At 64.7% G+C, this 18,597-nt stretch carries 12 protein-coding genes; 10 read left to right on the top strand and 2 right to left on the bottom strand.

Annotation, left to right across the window (positions count from 1 at the left end; translation table 11 throughout):
- Window positions 1–82 precede the first annotated feature (82 nt).
- The gene (locus tag PRJ_RS12365; RefSeq protein WP_064490985.1) at window positions 83–1,015 is read left to right on the top strand and encodes a LysR family transcriptional regulator; all 933 of its coding nucleotides are present in this window, start codon (window positions 83–85) and stop codon (window positions 1,013–1,015) included.
- Between the two features lie 116 nt (window positions 1,016–1,131).
- On the opposite strand, the gene PRJ_RS12370 is transcribed toward PRJ_RS12365, so the two are convergent.
- The gene (locus tag PRJ_RS12370; RefSeq protein ID WP_014590771.1) at window positions 1,132–2,283 is read right to left on the bottom strand and encodes an acyl-CoA dehydrogenase family protein; all 1,152 of its coding nucleotides are present in this window, start codon (window positions 2,281–2,283) and stop codon (window positions 1,132–1,134) included.
- A 16-nt stretch (window positions 2,284–2,299) separates the two neighbouring features.
- On the bottom strand, window positions 2,300–3,373 hold the full coding sequence (locus PRJ_RS12375) for an enoyl-CoA hydratase/isomerase family protein (RefSeq protein WP_104961525.1): 1,074 nt from the start codon (window positions 3,371–3,373) through the stop codon (window positions 2,300–2,302).
- 328 nt (window positions 3,374–3,701) lie between these two features.
- On the opposite strand from PRJ_RS12375, the gene mnxG reads away from it, so the two are divergent.
- The 9 genes from mnxG to PRJ_RS12420 all read left to right on the top strand — a co-directional run bounded on the left by mnxG (window position 3,702) and on the right by PRJ_RS12420 (window position 18,597).
- The gene (gene mnxG / locus PRJ_RS12380; RefSeq protein ID WP_104961526.1) at window positions 3,702–9,545 is read left to right on the top strand and encodes a manganese-oxidizing multicopper oxidase MnxG; all 5,844 of its coding nucleotides are present in this window, start codon (window positions 3,702–3,704) and stop codon (window positions 9,543–9,545) included.
- An 18-nt stretch (window positions 9,546–9,563) separates the two neighbouring features.
- Entirely contained in the window at window positions 9,564–11,540 is a 1,977-nt protein-coding gene (locus PRJ_RS12385) for a cytochrome D1 domain-containing protein (RefSeq protein ID WP_104961527.1), read from the top strand.
- Entirely contained in the window at window positions 11,537–12,193 is a 657-nt protein-coding gene (locus PRJ_RS12390) for an SCO family protein (protein WP_104961528.1), read from the top strand. Before PRJ_RS12385 ends, PRJ_RS12390 begins: the two co-directional genes overlap by 4 nt.
- Window positions 12,190–12,855: an SCO family protein gene (locus PRJ_RS12395; protein ID WP_104961529.1), complete on the top strand. Its 666-nt coding sequence runs from the start codon at window positions 12,190–12,192 to the stop codon at window positions 12,853–12,855. The genes PRJ_RS12390 and PRJ_RS12395 overlap by 4 nt, the downstream gene beginning before the upstream one ends.
- A gap of 194 nt (window positions 12,856–13,049) precedes the next feature.
- Window positions 13,050–14,540 carry an ABC transporter substrate-binding protein gene (locus PRJ_RS12400; protein ID WP_256597960.1) on the top strand — a complete coding sequence of 497 codons (1,491 nt, stop codon included), beginning with the start codon at window positions 13,050–13,052 and terminating at the stop codon, window positions 14,538–14,540.
- 12 nt (window positions 14,541–14,552) lie between these two features.
- On the top strand, window positions 14,553–15,194 hold the full coding sequence (locus PRJ_RS12405; protein WP_104961531.1) for a SurA N-terminal domain-containing protein: 642 nt from the start codon (window positions 14,553–14,555) through the stop codon (window positions 15,192–15,194).
- Between the two features lie 249 nt (window positions 15,195–15,443).
- Window positions 15,444–15,977 carry a response regulator gene (locus PRJ_RS12410; RefSeq protein ID WP_019437656.1) on the top strand — a complete coding sequence of 178 codons (534 nt, stop codon included), beginning with the start codon at window positions 15,444–15,446 and terminating at the stop codon, window positions 15,975–15,977.
- A 183-nt stretch (window positions 15,978–16,160) separates the two neighbouring features.
- Entirely contained in the window at window positions 16,161–17,834 is a 1,674-nt protein-coding gene (locus tag PRJ_RS12415) for a GspE/PulE family protein (protein ID WP_104961532.1), read from the top strand.
- Window positions 17,818–18,597, top strand: a complete 780-nt coding sequence (locus PRJ_RS12420) for a hypothetical protein (RefSeq protein WP_020190865.1) — start codon at window positions 17,818–17,820, stop codon at window positions 18,595–18,597. The genes PRJ_RS12415 and PRJ_RS12420 overlap by 17 nt, the downstream gene beginning before the upstream one ends.

Here is an 18,597-nt window from a genome sequence, read left to right on the forward strand (position 1 = left end):
TCATTGGTCATCCACAATAAATGGGCTAAACCGTGATAGATTCCTGCCTTTAATGCAGGAATAAAACAAGGAGCACCCCTTCATGGACATGCTGCATGCCATGCGTACCTTCACCCGTGTGGTGGAATGTGGCAGCTTCGCTGCAGCTGCCAATGCTCTGGATATTTCTGCAGCGCAGGTTTCGCGCATCGTCGCCGAGCTGGAGAACCAGCTGCAGACCCGCCTGCTGCACCGCACCACCCGGCGCCTGCGCATGAGTGAGGCGGGTGAGCGGTTTCTGGAGCGTGCGCGGCAGATCATGCTGCTGACCGAAGAAGCCGTGGGCGAAGCGCGAGGGGCGCACCTCACGCCTCGCGGCCATCTGCGTTTGCACTGCCCGCACGGCATGGGGCTTTTGCTGATGCCGCTGGTGGCCGGCTACAACACGCTTTACCCGGAAGTGGTGATCGAGCTGACGCTGTCGCAGCGCAACCCCGACCCGCTGGCCGAAGGGCATGACGTGGTGATCACCGTGGACGGTGCGCTGCCGGATTCGCAACTGATCGCTGTGCCGCTGGGCAACATTTTCAGCATCCCCTGCGCGGCCCCCGGCTACCTGGACACCCACGGTGTACCGGAACGCCCGGAAGACTTGCACGGCCATCGCTGCCTGCGCATGGCTTACCCGATGTACGAAGGCGACTGGGTGTTCCCGCAAGGGGTTGACCAGTGCGTGATCGCGCCAAACGACAGTTTCTCTACCAACGTCGCCGACGCCATGTTGGTGGCCAGCGAGCTGGGCATGGGCATTGGCCTGCTGCCGTTCTACACCGCCAGCGAGGCGATCGGGCAGGGGCGCTTGTGCCGGTTGTTGGCACCGTATCGGCTGCGGGAGAGTGCGCTGTATGCGATGTATCCGTCACGCCACTACCTGGATGCCAAGGTGCGCACCTGGATCGACTACCTCAAGGAGCAGCTGCCGGCGCTGTTCGAGGGGCATGCCAGGGTGGTGGATGATGAGCGGTATTGGCGCTGAGGCGAGAAGTTTGCTGCGGTGACATTCCTGTGGGAGCGGGCGCGCCCGCGAACACCGGCAAAGCCGGTGCCAGCCACCGCGTCGCCCGCTCCCCCAAAAACCGCGTTGCCTTTGCGTTACAGCGGATAGTTTTTCAATTCCCGCGCAATCAGCATCCGCTGGATCTCGCTCGACCCTTCATAGATCTGGGTAATCCGTGCATCCCGGTAGTAGCGCTCCACCGGGTAATCTTCCAGATAACCATACCCACCATGCACCTGGATGGCCATCGAGCACACCCGCTCGGCCATTTCCGAAGCGAACAGCTTGGCCTGTGACGCTTCCGACAGGCACGGCTTGCCGGCACTGCGCAGGCGGGCGGCATGCAGGATCAGCAAACGTGCGGCGTTCACCTGCACCTGCATGTCGGCCAGCAGATTGGCAATGCTCTGGTGTTCGTTGATCGGCTTGCCAAACTGTATGCGGTCACGCGAGTAGACCAGCGCCGCTTCGAATGCGGCGCGGGCGATGCCCAAGGCCTGGGCGGCAATGCCGATACGGCCGCCTTCGAGGTTGGACAGGGCAATGGCCAGGCCCTTGCCACGCTCACCGAGGATATTGGCGGCAGGAATGCGGCAGTTGTCGAAGGTGACCGCGCAGGTGTCGGAGGCGCGAATGCCCATCTTGTGTTCGCTGCGGTCGACCTTGAACCCAGGGTTGTCGGTGGGTACCAGGAACGCCGACAGGCCTTTCTTGCCCAGCTCCGGGTCGGTCACTGCGAAGACGATCGCCAGGCCTGCACGGCGGGCATTGCTGACGAACTGCTTGGCACCGTTGATGACCCACTGGCCATCTACCAGCTCGGCGCGGGTGCGCAGGTTGTGCGCCTCGGAGCCGGCCTGTGGCTCGGTCAGGCAGAAGCAGCCAATCACCTCGCCGCTGGCCAGGCGTGGCAGCCACTGCTGTTGCTGTTCGGCGGTGCCGTAGGCCAGCAGCGGGCCGCAACCTACCGAGTTGTGGATGCTCATCATCGCCCCGGTGGCGCCGCAGCCGGCGGCGATCTCTTCCACGGCCAGGGCATAGGCGACATAGTCGGTGTAGCTGCCGCCGAAGTCCTCGGGCACCACCATGCCCAACAGGCCCAGTTCGCCCATCTTGCGCACCACGCCATCATCGATCCAGCCGGCCTTTTCCCAGGCCTGGGCATGGGGTGCGATCTCGCCACGGGCAAAGTCCCGGGCCATGTCGCGGATCATGATCTGTTCTTCGCTCAGTTCGAGGTCTTGCATCTGTGTACTCCCGGGCTCACAGGCCTTCGAAGAATTGTTCGACCCGCTGGCTTTGCAGCGCGGCCAGGGTCGGCGGGTTCCAGCGGGGCTGCTTGTCCTTGTCGATGATCAGGGCACGCACGCCTTCGATGATGTCGCCGTGCTGGAACCACTGGCGGTCCAGGTGCAGTTCCATGGCAAAGCAGTCGTCAATGCCCAGCTCGCGCCCTCGGCGCAACATCTCCAGCGTAACCGCCATGGCCAGAGGCGAGCGGGTTTCCAGCTGATCGGCGGTGGCCACCGCCCAGGCGTGGCTGTCGCCAATGCTCACCGCACGCAGTTGCTCGACGATGGCTGGCAGGTCGGGCAGGGCGAAGAAGTGGTCGATGGCCGGGCGCAACTTTTCCAGTGGCGCATCATCCAGTACCTGGGTACCGAGCCTAGCTAGCAGGTTTTGCAGGTCCTTCAGCGGGTGGTCGCTGAAGTCGAGCTGGTCGAGGCCCAGGTCGAGGGCGGCGAGCTGGTCGCTGGCCAGGTACCAGTCGGCCAGGCCGCAATACAAGGCGTCGGCCGCCTGGATCTGGGCACCGCTGACACCCAGGTAGATGCCGAGCTCGCCGGGGATGCGCGAGAGGAAGTAGCTGCCGCCCACGTCCGGGAAGTAGCCGATACCGACCTCGGGCATGCCCAGCCGGCTGCGCTCGGTGACCACGCGCAGGTCGCAGCCCTGGGCCAGGCCCATGCCGCCACCGAGGGTGAAGCCGTCCATCACCACCAATATCGGCTTGCGGTAGCGGTGGATGACCAGGTCGAGGGCGTACTCTTCGACGAAAAAGGTTTCATGCAGCGTGTCGCCGGCCTTGAAGCTGTCGTACAGCGAGCGGATATCGCCACCGGCACAGAACCCCTTGGGGCCTTCGCCGCGCAGGACCACGGCGCGTACGTGCGGGTTGTCGGCCCACTGGTCCAGGTGCTGACGCAGGCTGCGCACCATGTCCAGGGTCAGGGCATTGAGACCGGCTGGGCGGTTCAGGGTCAGGTGGCCGATCTGGTTGCGGACCTCGGCCAGTACATGGTCGGTTGCTGCCGGGGTATGAGCGTGTGCAGTCATTGCGTTCTCCCTGCTTTGTTATTGATTTTCCAAGTGAAGTCTGGAGTTCGCTGGAGGATCGCAGGATCCTGGCATGCGAATTTGCCTTGCACAATCGACAATTGTGCAAGGGTACCGTGCGTTTTTACCTTGTGTGAGGCCAGCGCGCGCCTGTGCAGTAGCCTTTACCCCCACGGGATTTCGTCCCCCGATTCGGGGGAACCTGTTGGGGGATCCTCCCCAATCCGTTGCGGTTGATCATGCAACTTGCTGATAAACATGAAATTTTTCTTCTGGCACACACCTTGCTCCAGCTCCCCGCAGAGATCCTGTGTCCCGGAGGTGCAGCATGTCGACGCCGCTGAAAGGCCCCATCCTGTCATCACTTGTACTGGCCTTGCTTGGCTGGGAAGCAACCAGCGAGGCGGCTGTGCAGTGCCAGCGCACCCTGGTCGCCAACGTGGTGGCACTGGATCAGCCACTGATGTTCAACCGCCTTGGCGCGCAAAACGCCAACGGCATGATGTTTGCCCTGCGCGAGGATGTGGTGGACGACAAGCTCGTCCCGCTGAGCATGGGCGGGGCCGCGGTTCCGGGCAAGGTCACCCTGCGCCCGGACAAGCGCCCGCGGCCTATCGTGCTGCGCGTGGCGGCCGGTGACTGCCTCACGGTCAACCTGACCAACCTGCTGGATTACAAGGCGAACCCCAACAAGCACGGTATCGAGGCTGAACAGCCTGAGGGTGAGGAAGAGGGGCCGGAGGTTGAAAACGAAGGCGGCGAGGGCTTTGTCGCCGACGAGCAGGTGGCCGAGCGCATGGTTGGCTTCCAGGTCAACGGGATGCAGGCGGTGAACAGCATTGCCGATATTTCCGCCTATACCGGGCGTAACGGCAACTTCTTCGTCAGCCCCGGCAGCACCCGCAGCTACACCCTGTATGCCGAGCGCGAAGGCGCCTTCGCCGCCACCAGCAAAGCCGCTACGTTCGGCGGCGAGGGCACGGCGGGCAACGTCTCCAACGGCCTGTTCGGCCAGGTGGTGGTCGTGCCCAAACTGGGCCGTACCTACCGCAACACCCTCACTGAAGAAGAAATGCGCCTGGCCACCACGGGTCGAACCGCCACCGGCCAGCCCGTGATCGACTACGAAGCCCGTTATCCGCAGGTCGAACCGTGGATCGCCGAAGGCAAGGCCGGCAAACCGATCATTGCCATGGTCAACGGCAACGAGATCATCAGCAGCGAAACCGATGCCATCGTCATGGGCCCCAACCCCGACGGCAGCTTCCCAAAATCCACTTACCCGCTGGAAAGCGCGGGCAAACGCAACCCGGCGCTGCCCAACCGACTGGAAGCGTTCCGTGATTTCGCCTCGCAGTTCGCCGACGAGGTTGCCGGTACCCAGGCCTTCCCTGGCTACTGGGCCGACCCTGTGATGGGCCACGTGCTGGAGCCGGCGCGCGATTCGTTCATGATCAATTACGGCTCTGGTGGCATGGGTGCCGAAGTGGTGGCCAACCGCTTGGGGGTGGGCCCGATGCACGACTGCCTGTCGTGTGCTTATGAAGAGTTCTTCCTCAGCGCCCACACAGTCGGCGACATAGGCACCCTGGTGGATGTACCGGCCAACGTCGGCCTGGAACACATCCGCCCGGGCGAGGTGCCACCGGCCAGCGCCGTCGGGGTCAAGGCCAGCATGGCTCTTTACCCTTCAGAGCCTGCCAATGTGCACCACAGCTATATCGGTGACTTCACCAAGTTCCGCAACACCCACAACGGGCACGAGCAGCACATCTTCCACTTGCACGGCCACCAGTGGCTGTTCAACCCCAATGACGACAACTCCGACTACATCGATGCCCAAGGCATCGGCGCCGGCGTCGGCTACACCTACGAAATCGCCAACGGTGGTTCGGGCAACCGCAACCGCGTTGCCGGCGATGCCATTTACCACTGTCACTTCTACCCGCACTTCGCCCAGGGCATGTGGGCCATGTGGCGGGTACATGACGTGTTCGAAGAAGGCACGCGTCTGGAGGTAAGCGGGCAGGGCGAGAATGGCTTCCACAGTATCCCGTTTGCCCTGCGTAGCGGTAAGCCGGCCGTTGGCGCCCGGGCCCTGCCCGATGGCGAGATCGTTGCCGGTACGCCGATTCCGGCCATCGTGCCGTTGCCCGGCAAGGCCATGGCGCCCATGCCCGGCAAAGTCGTGGTCGTGCCCAAGCTTTCCGAAGCGTTGGTTGCCGCCAACGATGATGACCACGAAGACGAGGATGATGACGACCACGCCAGTGAGGCGCCCGTGCGCAAGGCCGTGGGCTCGCTGGCGCTGGTTGACCGCACCGAGGCCAACCGCAATGCCGACGGTACGCTGAAAAACCCAGGCTACCCGTTCTGGATCGGTGGCATGGAAAGCAGCGTGGGCAACCGCCCGCCAACCCCGCCCCTGGACATGCTCGACCCGGCCCTGGCCCGCCAACTGAAAGACAGTGGTAAAGCCCTGTGGGCCAACCTGGATGCGAACCAGGTCGATGGCTGGGACGGCGGCCTTGGCCGCCATGCACTGGACGGCGTCTCCGCCGGTGGCGTAGCGGATACCACCACCACCAAACTGGACTTCACCAAGGTCGTGCACAAGGCCAAGCCCATCTACCTGCCGGAAGAGGGCACCGATGTCGAGCAGGCAGCCATGCAGTTCCACGCCATGGGTGAACACCCCAGCTATGCATTGATCCCCGGCAGCCAGCCAGTGGCCAGTGCGTTCCGCACCAACGGCGCCTTGCCGACTGCGGGTGCGCCGTTCTACGAGCCCTGCATGGATGACCGTGGAAAACGCCTGACCCAGTCTTCCGGGGTAGGGGAGTTCAACAGTGGGGAGAGCCTGACGGGCGTGAACTTCCGTGGCGCCTCGGCCTTCACTGCCGACCGCCCACGCATCTACAAAGGGGCCAACATCCAGTTCGACGCGGTGTACAACAAAGTGGGCTACCACTTCCCGCAGGCACGCATCATCGCCCTGTGGGAAGACGCCTGGCCGGTCATTACCAAGCAGCGCCCGCCAGAGCCGCTGGTGATGCGCATGAACACCTTCGACTGCGCGATGTACCAGCACACCAACCTGATCCCGAACATCTATGAGATGGACGATTACCAGGTGCGCACCCCGACCGACGTGATCGGCCAGCACATCCACTTGCCCAAATGGGACCTGACCGCTGCCGACGGCTCGGCCAACGGCTGGAACTATGAAGACGGCATTCTCTCGCCCGGTAGCGTGGTCGAGCGCGTGCATGCCATTCGTACTTACAACGGTTGCACCGAAGGGGATAGCCGCGATGGCACCGCTGCCTGCCCGAAAGCCAGACAGCATCCGTACTTCGGCCGCTTTGGCCGCGCCGACTGGCTGGGCGCACGTACCGCGATGCAGCGCTGGTTCGCCGACCCGCTGGTGAACGTGCATAACGTCGATCGTGGCCTGGGGACCATCTTCACCCATGACCACCTTGGGCCATCGACCCACCAGCAACTGGGCCTGTATGCCACCGTGCTGGCCGAACCGGCCGGCTCCACCTGGTACCACGCCGAAACCGGCGAGCAGTTGTACAACCCGGCCACGCGCCAGGACGGCGGCCCGACCTCGTGGCAGGCGGTGATCAAGACCGGCGACCACGATGGCGACGGCAAGAACGACAGCTACCGCGAGTTCTTCCTGGAGTACAGTGACTTCCAGCATGCCTATGAAGCCGGGGTGTACGTAGGCGCAGGGCCGGACGGCATTCCCAATGCCCAGTCGTACCCGGCCACTGCCGACAGCTTCCGCTACGCCATCAACCCGCCCGTGCGTGGCAAGGCGTCGAACCTGCTCGAAGCCATCGTCGAGAAACGCGGTGGTCTCAACCCGGGCTGCCCAAGCCGGCCATGCCCGCAGGCGATCTCGGTGGATGACCCGGGGATGTTCGTCGTCAACTACCGCAACGAGCCGCTGGCCCTGCGCGTGTATGACCCGAACAAGGTCGGCCCGGACGGCAAGCGTGGCATGCAGGCCGACGGCCTGGCCGGCGACCTCAGCTATGCCCTGCAAACCCGTACCGACCGCGCCATCCCGGCGATGAACCTGTCGCCATCGGCGATCACCTCGGCAGTCGGCCCTACCGGCGGCACTACGCTGTTCCCGCCGCATATCAACACGGCTGGCGCCGAACCGGGCGACCCGTTCACCCCGTTGCTGCGTACCTATTCCGGCGACAACGTGCGCCTGCGCATGCACGCCGGCGGCCATGAAGAGGAGCACAACGTCACCCTGCACGGCGTGAAATGGCTGCAGAACGGTTCTGGCTTCGGCAGCAGCTCCAACTCGGGCTGGAAGTCGTCGCAAATGATCGGCATCTCCGAGCAGCTGGGCTTCATGGCACCGGTGTCGATGATCTCCAGTTCGGCAGCCACCAACGGCGACTACCTGTACTCGCTGGACGCCGCCCTGGAAGGCTACTGGAACGGTATCTGGGGCATCATGCGCAACTACACCGCGCAGCGTGCCGACCTGTTCCCGTTGCCCAACAACCCGCAGCCGGTGGCCATGCGCAACACCGTGAACTTCAACGGCATCTGCCCGAAAACCACGGCCAACCCTAATGGCATCGGCACCCGCACCACGGTCAAGCGCAACTACGAGATCGTCGCGGCGCTGGCCAACGACATCCTCGAAAACCGTAATGGCGTCAGCATCAATGACCCGGCGGGCATCGGCCAGCATGTCGGTGGCGCGCTCAAGGCCAACGGCGGCACCCTGGTGTTCAACAGCCGTAGAACCGCCATCCCGCTGGTGAGTGGTGTAGACCCCGAAGATGGGGAGCCTTTCACCATCGGTGGCCACAGTGCGCCGCTGCATGACCCGACCGCGATCCTGTACGTGCGCAAGGCTGACCTCGATGCCACCACCGGCAAGCTCAAGGCGGGTGTCCCGGTAGAGCCGCTGGTATTGCGCGCCAATGCCGGCGACTGCATCAGCATCACCCTGGAGAACCGCTTGCCACTGGTGATGCCAGACCTGCCGAGCACTGCAGTGATGCACAACGTGGTCAAGCGTGACCGCTTCGACAGCGAAGGCTCCACCGCCTTTGCCAACAACCTGATGCGGCCGTCCAGCCACGTGGGCCTGCATGCGCAGTTGCTGGCCTACGACATCACCAAGTCCGACGGTGCCAACGTTGGCCTGAACCCGGTGCAGACCGTGCCACCGCGTGCCGGCGCCAGCGGCGCTTACCCGACCAAGGAGTACCAATACTACGCCGGCCACCTGGAGCGTGAAGGCAAACCGGTGTCGCAGCTGGGCCGCACAGTGGACAACATAAACACCACGCCTATCGAGTTCGGCGGCCTCAACCTGACCCCGTCAGACTTCATCAAGCAGCCGCAAAAAGGCCTGGTGGGCGCCATGAGCATCCTGCCGCAAACCGCCACCTGGACCGAGGATACTGCGACCCGTACCCAGGCCACGGTGAAGGTCAGTGGCCAGCCGGACTACCGCGACTTCGTCACGGTGTGGCAGCGCGCACTGAACATGCGCTGGGCCGATGGTCGTCCGGTAGAAGGCATCAATACCGAAGGCAACGGCGCTGCCGGTGATCCGCAAGACAACGGCAACATGGCGGTCAACTACAAGACCGAACCGTTGTGGCTGCGCTTCGGCATGGCGCCCGACTCGCCATTCGGCCGCGCCAATGGCCTGGGCTTTGGTGATGTACCCAACGCCCACATGGCCTACGCCAACGCCCTGGTCGGTGGAGACCCGCAAACCCCGGTGCTGTACGCCAAGCCTGGCCAACCGGTGCGCAACCATATCGTGATGCCCAGTGGTGGCAGCCGCGGCATGGTCTACCAGCTGGACGGGCACGTATGGCCACTGCACAACTACCAGGCCGAGAAGAGCGATGCGGATGGTTACCCGATTAGCCTGCCTGGTATCGGTTCGGTGCGCTTTGGCTACAACCCGATGGCCATGTACATCGGCGCGCAGGAAAGCGTACTGCCAGCGGCGCACTTCAGCTTCATGCTGCCGAGTGCCGGCGGTGCCAACGCGGTGGCGGGTGACTACCTGTTCCGCGACTACGCCGCCTACGGCAACCTCTCGGGGCTGTGGGGGATCTTGCGGGTGACCAACGAAGCGCCGCCGGCAACGGCCCCGGCGCAGTGACGGAAGGGGAACGCGAGCATGAACAAAAAGACTCGCCCTGCTTACTTGGGGGTAGTGCTGGGGGTAGCGCTGATCGGCCTGGGCGTGGCGTACGAAAAGCTATGGTGCGACCCGCGCGAGCTGTTGCAGGAACGGGGCGGCCCGCAGGCCTTGCACCGGCTCAGCCGGGACGGCGTGACAGTGGAGTTCGAGGCCCGGCCATTGGCCGGAGGCGAACTGAAGGAGGGCGGCTTCGCCAACATCCGCTTCAAGCTCAGCGACCAGACCAGTGGCCAACCGCTGTCGGGCATGGCCCCGGGGGCGTGGATCGACCCGGCGCAGTCGGCCCCGGCCGGGGACCGCGAGCAGAGCTGCAAGGCGCGGGTGGCGCTGTTTCTCAAGAGCAGCATCGGGGCCCGGCCGCTGCTCGACCTGAACAGCTACTTCTTGCTGATGCTGAACAATGACGCCAGCCTGACAGTGATCGACCCGACGGTGTCGGTGGGGGGCGTGACCAGCACCATGGCCCGCATCGAGCTACCAGGGCGGCCCATGGACTGGGCGGCCACCAGCGACGACAAGCAGGTTTTCGTGTCGATACCGGAGCGGGGCAAGGTCTCGGTGATCGATACCGAAACCTTTACCCGCGTGGCCGACCTGGACGCCGGTGACCAGCCGCTGCGCGTGGCCCTGCAGCCGGACCAGCACCGGCTGTGGGTTGGCAACAACAGCAGCGATCCGGGCAAAGGCGGGGTAACGGTGATCGACGTGCCGGGGCGCAGCGCCATGAAGCACTTCAACACCGGTACCGGGCACCACGAAATTGCCTTCAGCGCCGACTCGCGCTATGCCTACGTCAGCAATCGCGACAGCGGCACCCTAAGCGTCATCGACATCCCGGAAATGCGCCTGGCCAAGACCATCAAGGTGGGCCCGCACCCGCTGTCGGTCAGCTATTCGGCGCTGTCCCAGGCCGTGTACGTGGTCGATGGCGAGGAGGGCAGCGTACGGGTGTTCGATGCCCGCAGCCATCAGTTGCGCCACACGGTCCAGGCCGAACAGGGCCTGGGGCCGATGCGCTTCAGCCATGATGGCCGCTACGGCATCGTGCTCAATACCCTTGAGAACCAGGCACTGGTCATCGACGCCAGTACCGACAAGCTTATTCACCACATCCCGGTGGCGGCCGAACCGTACCAGCTGACGTTCACCAAAGGCTATGCCTATGTGCGTGGCCTGGCCTCACCGAGAGTGAGCATGATCAATCTGGCCAGCCTGGGAGAGGGGCGCTCGCCAATCGTGCAAAGCTTCGAGGCCGGCCCGGCAGCGCCGCGCCAGGCCGGTGACCTGCCACTGGCCCAAGGGCTGTCGGTATCGCGTGATGACAATTCGGTGTTCGTGGTCAACCCGGTGGACAACAACACCTACTTCTACACCGAAGGCATGAATGCGCCGATGTCCGGCTACAACAACCGCGGCCACCAGGCCCGCGCCGCCCTCGTCGTTGATCGCAGCCTGCGCGAAGTGGCCCCCGGGGTGTATGGCTCGACGGTGAAGCTGCCCGCCGCCGGCAAGTTCGACGTTGCCTTCCTGCTCAACCAGCCGCAAATCATTCACTGCTTCAGCACCGAGGTGGCCGCAGGGGCCAGTGCCAGCGAACGCAAAGGCGCGCGTGCCGAGTTCATCGGCCTCGACCAGCCGATGCCGCAGCACAGCGACTTCACCGCGCGGGTACGGATTGTCGGTGACGACGGGCAGCCGCGCCTGGGCCTGAACGACCTGAGCCTGCGCTACTTCCTGGCGCCATCGTCGATGCCGCGCAACCTTCGGTTGCAAGAGGTGGGCGAGGGGGTCTACCAGGCGGCGCTGAACTTGCCTGAGGCCGGCGCCTGGTACCTGCATGTGCAGTCGCCCTCGTTGGGGCGCAAGTTTGCCGAAGAAAACTACACCAGCCTGCGCGTTCTGCCGGCTGCTGCAACCAACGCTTCCCAGACTGATGTGAGGAATGTGCGATGAACGCCAAGCCTGCTTGCACACTGTTGGCCCTGAGCCTGGCATTCGCCAGCCACCTGGCCATGGCCCACGCCGGTCACGACCATGACGGCCATGCCGGGCAGCCGCCGGCGGCGCACCAGGAAAAGACCAGTGTGCGTTTTGCCGATGTGTCGCTGCTGAACCAGGACGGCATGCCGGTACGCCTGGAGAAAGACCTGGTGGGTGACCATCTGGTGGTCATGGGCTTCATTTACACCAGCTGCACCACGGTATGCCCGGTGGTGTCGTCGATCATGGGCAAGGTCCAGCAGCAGCTGGGCGGCCGGGTAGGCGAGGAGGTTCGCCTGGTGTCGATCAGTGTCGACCCCCAGCGTGACGACGCCAAGCGCCTGCAAAACTATGCCAAGGCATTCCAGAAAGGGCCGGGCTGGAGCTGGCTGACCGGTACCCCGTACGCCATCACCGAAACCCTGAAGGGGCTGGGCAGCTTCAACGCCGACCTCAGCCAGCACCCGCCGCTGATACTGGTGGGTGACGGGCGTAGCGGGCACTGGACGCGTTACTACGGCTTCACCGACCCGGGCGTATTGATCGAAGAAATCAACCGCCTCAGTGCGCGCCGGGTCCATGCCAAGAGTACTGCCATTGCCGACCATCACGAGGTGCAACCATGAGCACTGCAACCGCCCACCGCGCTGGCATGCGTGCATTCGACTGGCTGGTGCTGGCTGGCTGCCTGTGGATCCTCACGTCGGTGGCGTTCGCCCACGAAGGCCATGCGCCGCAACCCCCCGAGCCGCAGCCAGCACCGCAGGCGATGGCCAGTGGTGGCGGTACACGCGACGCCAAGACCTGGTTCACCGACACCGTGCTGAAGGACCAGAATGGCCGCGAGCTGCGCTTTTACAGTGACGTGCTCAAGGACAAGGTGGTGATGCTCAACGTGATCTTCACCCACTGCACCGATGCCTGCCCGCTGATCACCCGCAAGCTACGCGAGGTACGCGAGGCCATGGGGCCAGCGCTGGCCGCCCAGGTGACCTTCGTGTCGATCAGCAGTGACCCGCTGAACGACACCCCCGAGGCGCTGAAGGCGTTCGCCGCCAAGCAGGGGGTGGATGGGCCGAACTGGCTGTTCCTGACCGGCGACAAGGCCAATGTCGACCTGGTGCTTGGCCGTATAGGGCAGTTCCTGCCGAGTCCCGAGCAGCATTCGACGCAGCTGATTGCCGGTGATGTTGCAGGTAAACGCTGGAGCAAGATTCGCCCGGATGCACCGCCAGCGGCCATTGCCCAGCGCATGCAGCTGTTGACCCAGCCGCTGGCCGGTCGGTGAGTATCATGGGCCGCCTGGGGAGTTGGCCTCTGTGGCATCCGCTTTTGTGGGAGCGGCCTTGCGTCGCGAAAGTAGCGCGCAGCGCTCCCCTCTTTCTGCGCTTGAGCTGCCACTGCCGGGGCTGCTGCGCAGCCCTTTCGCGACGCAAGGCCGCTCCCACAGGGCTTGCGATATGGCTCACATGCGTGCTTGGCATGGCAACTTCGACCTCAGCCTTGGCCCTGGACCTGACCGACCACGAACAAGCCGGCAAACGCCTTTACCGCGAGGGCGTCTCCAGTAGCGACGCTCAATTGCAAGCCCGGGTCGGCGCCAGCGATATCACAGTCCCCGCCAGCGTGCTGCCCTGCGCCAGTTGCCATGGCAACGACGGCCGTGGCCGTGCCGAAGGCGGTGTGCGCCCCCCCGGCCTCGACTGGCAACGCCTGGCACTTGGTCAGGGCCCGCGCGAGGCCAACGGCCGCCGCTATCCGGCCTACACCGACAGCAGCCTGGCGCGGGCCATCCAGCAGGGCATTGACCCGGCTGGCAATCGCCTCGACCCGGCCATGCCACGCTTCGAACTGACCTTGGCCGACCAGCGCAACCTCACCGCCTATCTCAAACGCTTGGCCGATGAACGCGACCCTGGGGTGGAGGAGGGCGTGCTGCGCCTTGGCACGCTGCTGCCTGCGAGCGGTCCGCTGGCCGAAGCCGGGCAGGTGGTGCGTGCCGTGCTGGAAGACGGCGTGGATCAACTCAATCAGCAAGGCGGCATTCACGGGCGGCGCCTGGAACTGGTCGTACTAGACCCAGGTTCCGACCCGGTCAGTGCCGAACGCGCCTTGCAACAGTTGCTCGAGCAAAAGCGGGTGTTCGCCCTGATCGCGCCATTGGCGCCCATGCTCGACCAGCGCCTGACGACCTTGCTGGCGCCACAGAACGTGCCGATGGTCGGCAGCACCCCGCGCAGCGGCGGCAGCGCACAGGTCTTCGACCCGCTACCCGGCTTGCCCGAGCAATTGCTGAGCCTGGCAGAGCACGCCCGTGTGGCGCTGGGCTTGGCCCCGGATGAGTTACGTGTAGTGTATGCCGGTAACGAACACGCCGCGTTGGCCGAGCAGGTGCGCGAACGTTTACGACAGCAGGGCTGGGCGCCACCCGCTATCCAGGCGTTCGACGGCCAGGCGGTGGACGGGCAGGGCATCGTCTTCCTTGGCCGCGCCCAGGCCTTTGCCGAGTTGGCGGCGGCGTTGCAGGTGGCCGGCCGCGAGCCCTACCTGTTCGCTGCTTCCAGTCAGGTAGCCGGCGCTGTGGCGCGCTTGCCGGCGCAGTGGTCGCAGCGGCTGTTTCTGGCCTACCCCTACGTGCCTGAGGACTGGACCGAGCAAGGCCTGGCTACGCTCGCCGGGCTGCAGCAGCGCCAGGGCCTGGACCCGCGCCAGGCATCGTTGCAGGTCAATACGCTGTGCGCGTTGCGCCTGCTGAGCGAAGCGCTGAAGCAGATCGGTCGGGATGCCAGCCGCGAACAACTGATCGCTGCGCTCGAAGGCCTGCACGATGTGCCCACCGGCCTGACCCCGGCACTGGGCTTTGGCCCTGGTCGCCGCCAGGGCATGGCAGGTGCCCATGTGGTGGCGGTGGCCCTGCCCGGGCCGCGCTTTACTTCGGTCAGCCCCTACCGGCCAGTGCCGGCCAGCCCTTGAGCGGAGGTTGTCATGCGTATCGTATGGTTGTGCCTGTTGCTGGTGCTGACCAGGGCGAGCTGGGCCGATGTACCGGCGGCGCGGGTCAATGGTGTCGAGATCGGGTTGATGCGCCTGGAGCGCTACTTCAGCGAGTACCTGGACGCCCAGGGGCGGGCGGTGACCAGCATCCGCAACCCAGGCCTGTACAAACGCCTGCGCGACCAAGCGTTGGACGAGCTGATCGACAAGGAGCTGTTGTGGCAGGAAGCGCAACGCCAAGGCATTGCCGTCAGCGATGAACAAGTGTCGGCACAGATTGGCGAGGTGGAAGCGGCATTTGGCAGCCCGGCGTTATTCGAAAGGCGGCTGGCAGAGGCAGGCTTCGATAGGGCACAGTACACTGAATACACCCGGCATGAGATGGCGGCCCAGCAGGTGTACGCCCAGCTCAGCGCAGTCGACGCGCCGAGCCAGGGCGAAGTGGAGGCATTCTATGATGCCAACCAGGAGAGACTGCAAGGAGCGCAGAACCAAAGTGATAATCCATCGGTCATACGCGAACAGGGCCTGGCGTTGGCCAGGGCAACGCTCATCGGTCAGCGGGAGGCGCAGGCGCGCCAATCCGTGCGCCAACGTTTGCGCGAGTCCGCTAAAGTGGAAATCGCCGACTGAGGCCGTTGAGGGCGCTTCCCCCAATGCTGGGGAATTAATGTTTGGCAATGTGCCATCATTTTCCCCGCTTGTGGGGAACGGGTTGGGTTTGCCTGTTCAGCGTCTGTCGGTTGCTGGCCGGCACCTTAGTAAAATCAGTGGCTTACAGTGGTGCAACATGACTATTCACGCCTGGCACGAAGCCTGCTCAAGTCTCTACAAGGGCGTACTTCGCAGACCGGGGAACCGGGCAGTACTTGGGAGTCGACCTTGGTGAACAGAGTATTGGTAGTCGATGACGAACAGACTCTTGCGCAGAACCTGCAAGCGTATCTGCAGGCGCAAGGCCTGGAAGTTCATGTTGCCCACGACGGTGCCAGTGGTATCGAACAGGCTGAAAGCCTGGCACCGCAAGTAGTTGTGCTGGATTACCGCTTGCCCGACATGGAAGGTTTTCAGGTTCTGGAGGCTGTACGCAAGAACAGGCAATGCCACTTCGTGCTGATCACCGCCCACCCCACCGTCGAGGTGCGTGAGCGGGCCGCCGAACTCGGAGTGAGTCACGTCCTGTTCAAGCCGTTCCCACTGATGGAGCTGGCGCGTGCGATCTTCGACCTGCTGGGCATCGAGCGCCGGCGCAGGGCCACGGACAACCCGGCCGAAGGGTTCGTCGAACGACGCCAGAACAGGAACGAATCGTTCCCCCTGCAGTTGTACGATGGAAGCTGGGTGTTGGCCGACCGCCGCCGTAACGGCGCCAAGCCACCAGGGCCCGACGACGATCAACTGCTCACAGGGGAATAGCGGCGCCCGCACCCCTGGCCAAGCCAGCCTGCGACGCGCCCCTGAGCGGAGTCGCAGGCCATGCCAGAAGCATTCGATGCAACCCCGGAATCTGCAAAGCCTGCACCGACGTCTTCGCGGGCATGCCCGCTCCCACAGGATGTATGCAGCCCACAGACCTGTGATGTACCTGTGGAAGCGGGCATGCCCGCGAAGAACCCAGCAAAAATTTCCGCCTACCCCCGCGAACTGCTGGCCCAGGCCCGTCTGCAAGCCACTGACGAGCGCCTGCTCGACTGCCTGGAACGCCTGGCCTGCGACACCCCCGACACCTTTACCCAGCGCCTGGGCCTGACCCTGCATTACCCGGTACTCGACAGCCACAGCCTGCTGGCCAGCACCCCACGCTTCGACAAGGTGGCCTTGGCCCAGTGCCTCAAGCGCGAATGTGTGCTGATCGAGCAAGGCGGCCAACTGCTGGGCGTGTTTGCCGACCCCTTCGACCCCGCTCGCCTGGCCTGGATCGACGACGTACTGCAAGGCGCGCCGCTTTACCTGGCCCACGCCGCCGACCTGGCCACCTTCCTGGCCCGTCATGAAGAAAGCTTCCACGCAGTCGATGCCCTTGACCACGACGCCGAAGCCAGCAGCGAGGGAGACCCGCTGCAACGCCTGTCGCTGGCCAGTATCAGCGAAGACCAGAGCCGCGTGGTCAAACTGGTCAACTCCACCCTGTACGACGCCCTCAAGCTGCACGCCAGCGACATCCACCTGGGCATGACCGGCCAGGGCCTGACCATCAAGTACCGCATCGACGGCGTGCTCAACGGTGCTGGCAAGGCCAGTGGCAGCGCCTTCGCCGACCAGGTGATCTCGCGCATCAAGGTCATGGCCGAGCTGGACATCGGCGAAAAACGCGTGCCCCAGGACGGCCGCTTCAAGGTGGCCGTGGGCGACCGGCAAATCGACTTTCGGGTGTCGATCATGCCGAGCATCTTCGGTGAAGATGCCGTGCTGCGGGTGCTCGACAAGCAGGACTTGTCCGACCGGGTCAGCGGCGTGCAGCTGCAAGCCTTGGGCTTTGCCGACGAGACCTTGCGCGCCCTGCGTCGATTGGCTGCAGAACCCTACGGCATGATCCTGGTCACCGGCCCTACAGGCAGCGGCAAGACCACCACCCTGTACGCCATGATCAGCGAGATCAACCATGGCGTGGACAAGATCATCACCATCGAGGACCCGGTCGAGTATCAATTGCCCGGCGTGCTGCAGATCCCGGTCAACGAGAAGAAGGGCCTGACCTTCGCCCGCGGCCTGCGCTCGATCCTGCGTCACGACCCGGACAAGATCCTGGTCGGCGAAATCCGTGACCCCGACACGGCCCAGATTGCCGTGCAATCGGCACTCACCGGTCACCTGGTGTTCACCACCATCCACGCCAACAACGTGTTCGACGTGATTGGCCGCTTCAGCCAGATGCAGGTCGACCCCTACAGCTTCGTTTCCGCGCTCAATGCGGTACTGGCCCAGCGCCTGATTCGGCTGGCCTGCCCGCACTGCGCCACGCCCTGCGAACACGATGACGACACCCTGTATGGCTCAGGCCTGACCCGCGAGGGGGTGGCCGGCTGGACGTTCGTCCGCGTCAAGGGCTGCGGCCACTGCCGTGGCAGTGGTTACCGCGGCCGCAGTGCCATTGCCGAACTGCTGCACCTGGATGATGACCTGCGGCAAATGATCGTGGAGCGCCGCCCGCTGGCGCAGATCAAGACGCTTGCCTGCCAGCGCGGCCTGCGCCTGCTGCGGGCCTCGGCCCTGGACCTGGTCCGCGATGGCCGTACCACCCTTGAGGAGATCAACCGTGTCACATTCATCTGACCGTTACTGCGCCGTATTGGGCGCCGAGGGTGTCGGCCTGGGTCGCTGGCACAAGAACCACCACCAATGGCTGGGCAGCCGCGCATTCAGCAGCGACGCCACCCAACCGACCTGGGATGCTGCTGTTGACGGGCTGGCCGCACTGCTGGCCGAGCATGCGGTACGTGGCGCCCAGTTGCGGGTGCTGCTGTCGGCCCGCTACAGCCGCTTCTGCCTGGTGCCCTGGAGTGACGCCATCGGCCACCCTCGCGAGCTGGACGCCTATGCCCGCGCTTGCTTCGAAAACCTCTACGGGCAGCCGTTGGACGACTGGCGCATCGTGCTGTCCCCGGAGCCTGCCGGTGCCGCCCGCATCGCCACGGCGCTGCCCGAAGCCTTGCTGCAGCGGCTGCAGGCACTGGGCCGGGAAAGCCGCCTGAGCCTGCGCTCGGTGCAGCCATACCTGATGGCTGCCTACAACCGTTGCTGGTCACAGCTGGAGCAGGGTGACTTCCTGTTCGTGCTGGCCGAGCCGCGCCGCAGTGTATTGCTGCTGGCCGCCGGCGGTGCCTGGCAGCAAGTGCTGGCGCAAGGCTGCGCTGACAGCGACCAGGCCCTGCAAGCGCTGATCGAGCGGACCTGTGAGCTGTACGGCGAGCACCTGCCGCGGGTGTACCTGCATGCCCCGGGCCGCTGCGACGTGCCGCAACTGGCGGCGGTGCAATTGTGCCAGCCAGCCAGCGAAGCCGACCCGCTGTGCGCCATGTGGCGGGCGGTGGCCTGA

Origin of the sequence: Pseudomonas sp. XWY-1, assembly GCF_002953115.1 — a bacterium.
GTDB lineage: Bacteria > Pseudomonadota > Gammaproteobacteria > Pseudomonadales > Pseudomonadaceae > Aquipseudomonas > Aquipseudomonas alloputida.

Coding starts and splice junctions, on each gene's coding strand:
- PRJ_RS12365 (WP_064490985.1), top strand. CDS start 83: ATGGACATGCTGCATGCCATGCGTACCTTCACCCGTGTGGTGGAATGT.
- PRJ_RS12370 (WP_014590771.1), bottom strand. CDS start 2,283: ATGCAAGACCTCGAACTGAGCGAAGAACAGATCATGATCCGCGACATG.
- PRJ_RS12375 (WP_104961525.1), bottom strand. CDS start 3,373: ATGACTGCACACGCTCATACCCCGGCAGCAACCGACCATGTACTGGCC.
- mnxG (WP_104961526.1), top strand. CDS start 3,702: ATGTCGACGCCGCTGAAAGGCCCCATCCTGTCATCACTTGTACTGGCC.
- PRJ_RS12385 (WP_104961527.1), top strand. CDS start 9,564: ATGAACAAAAAGACTCGCCCTGCTTACTTGGGGGTAGTGCTGGGGGTA.
- PRJ_RS12390 (WP_104961528.1), top strand. CDS start 11,537: ATGAACGCCAAGCCTGCTTGCACACTGTTGGCCCTGAGCCTGGCATTC.
- PRJ_RS12395 (WP_104961529.1), top strand. CDS start 12,190: ATGAGCACTGCAACCGCCCACCGCGCTGGCATGCGTGCATTCGACTGG.
- PRJ_RS12400 (WP_256597960.1), top strand. CDS start 13,050: ATGGCAACTTCGACCTCAGCCTTGGCCCTGGACCTGACCGACCACGAA.
- PRJ_RS12405 (WP_104961531.1), top strand. CDS start 14,553: ATGCGTATCGTATGGTTGTGCCTGTTGCTGGTGCTGACCAGGGCGAGC.
- PRJ_RS12415 (WP_104961532.1), top strand. CDS start 16,161: ATGCCCGCGAAGAACCCAGCAAAAATTTCCGCCTACCCCCGCGAACTG.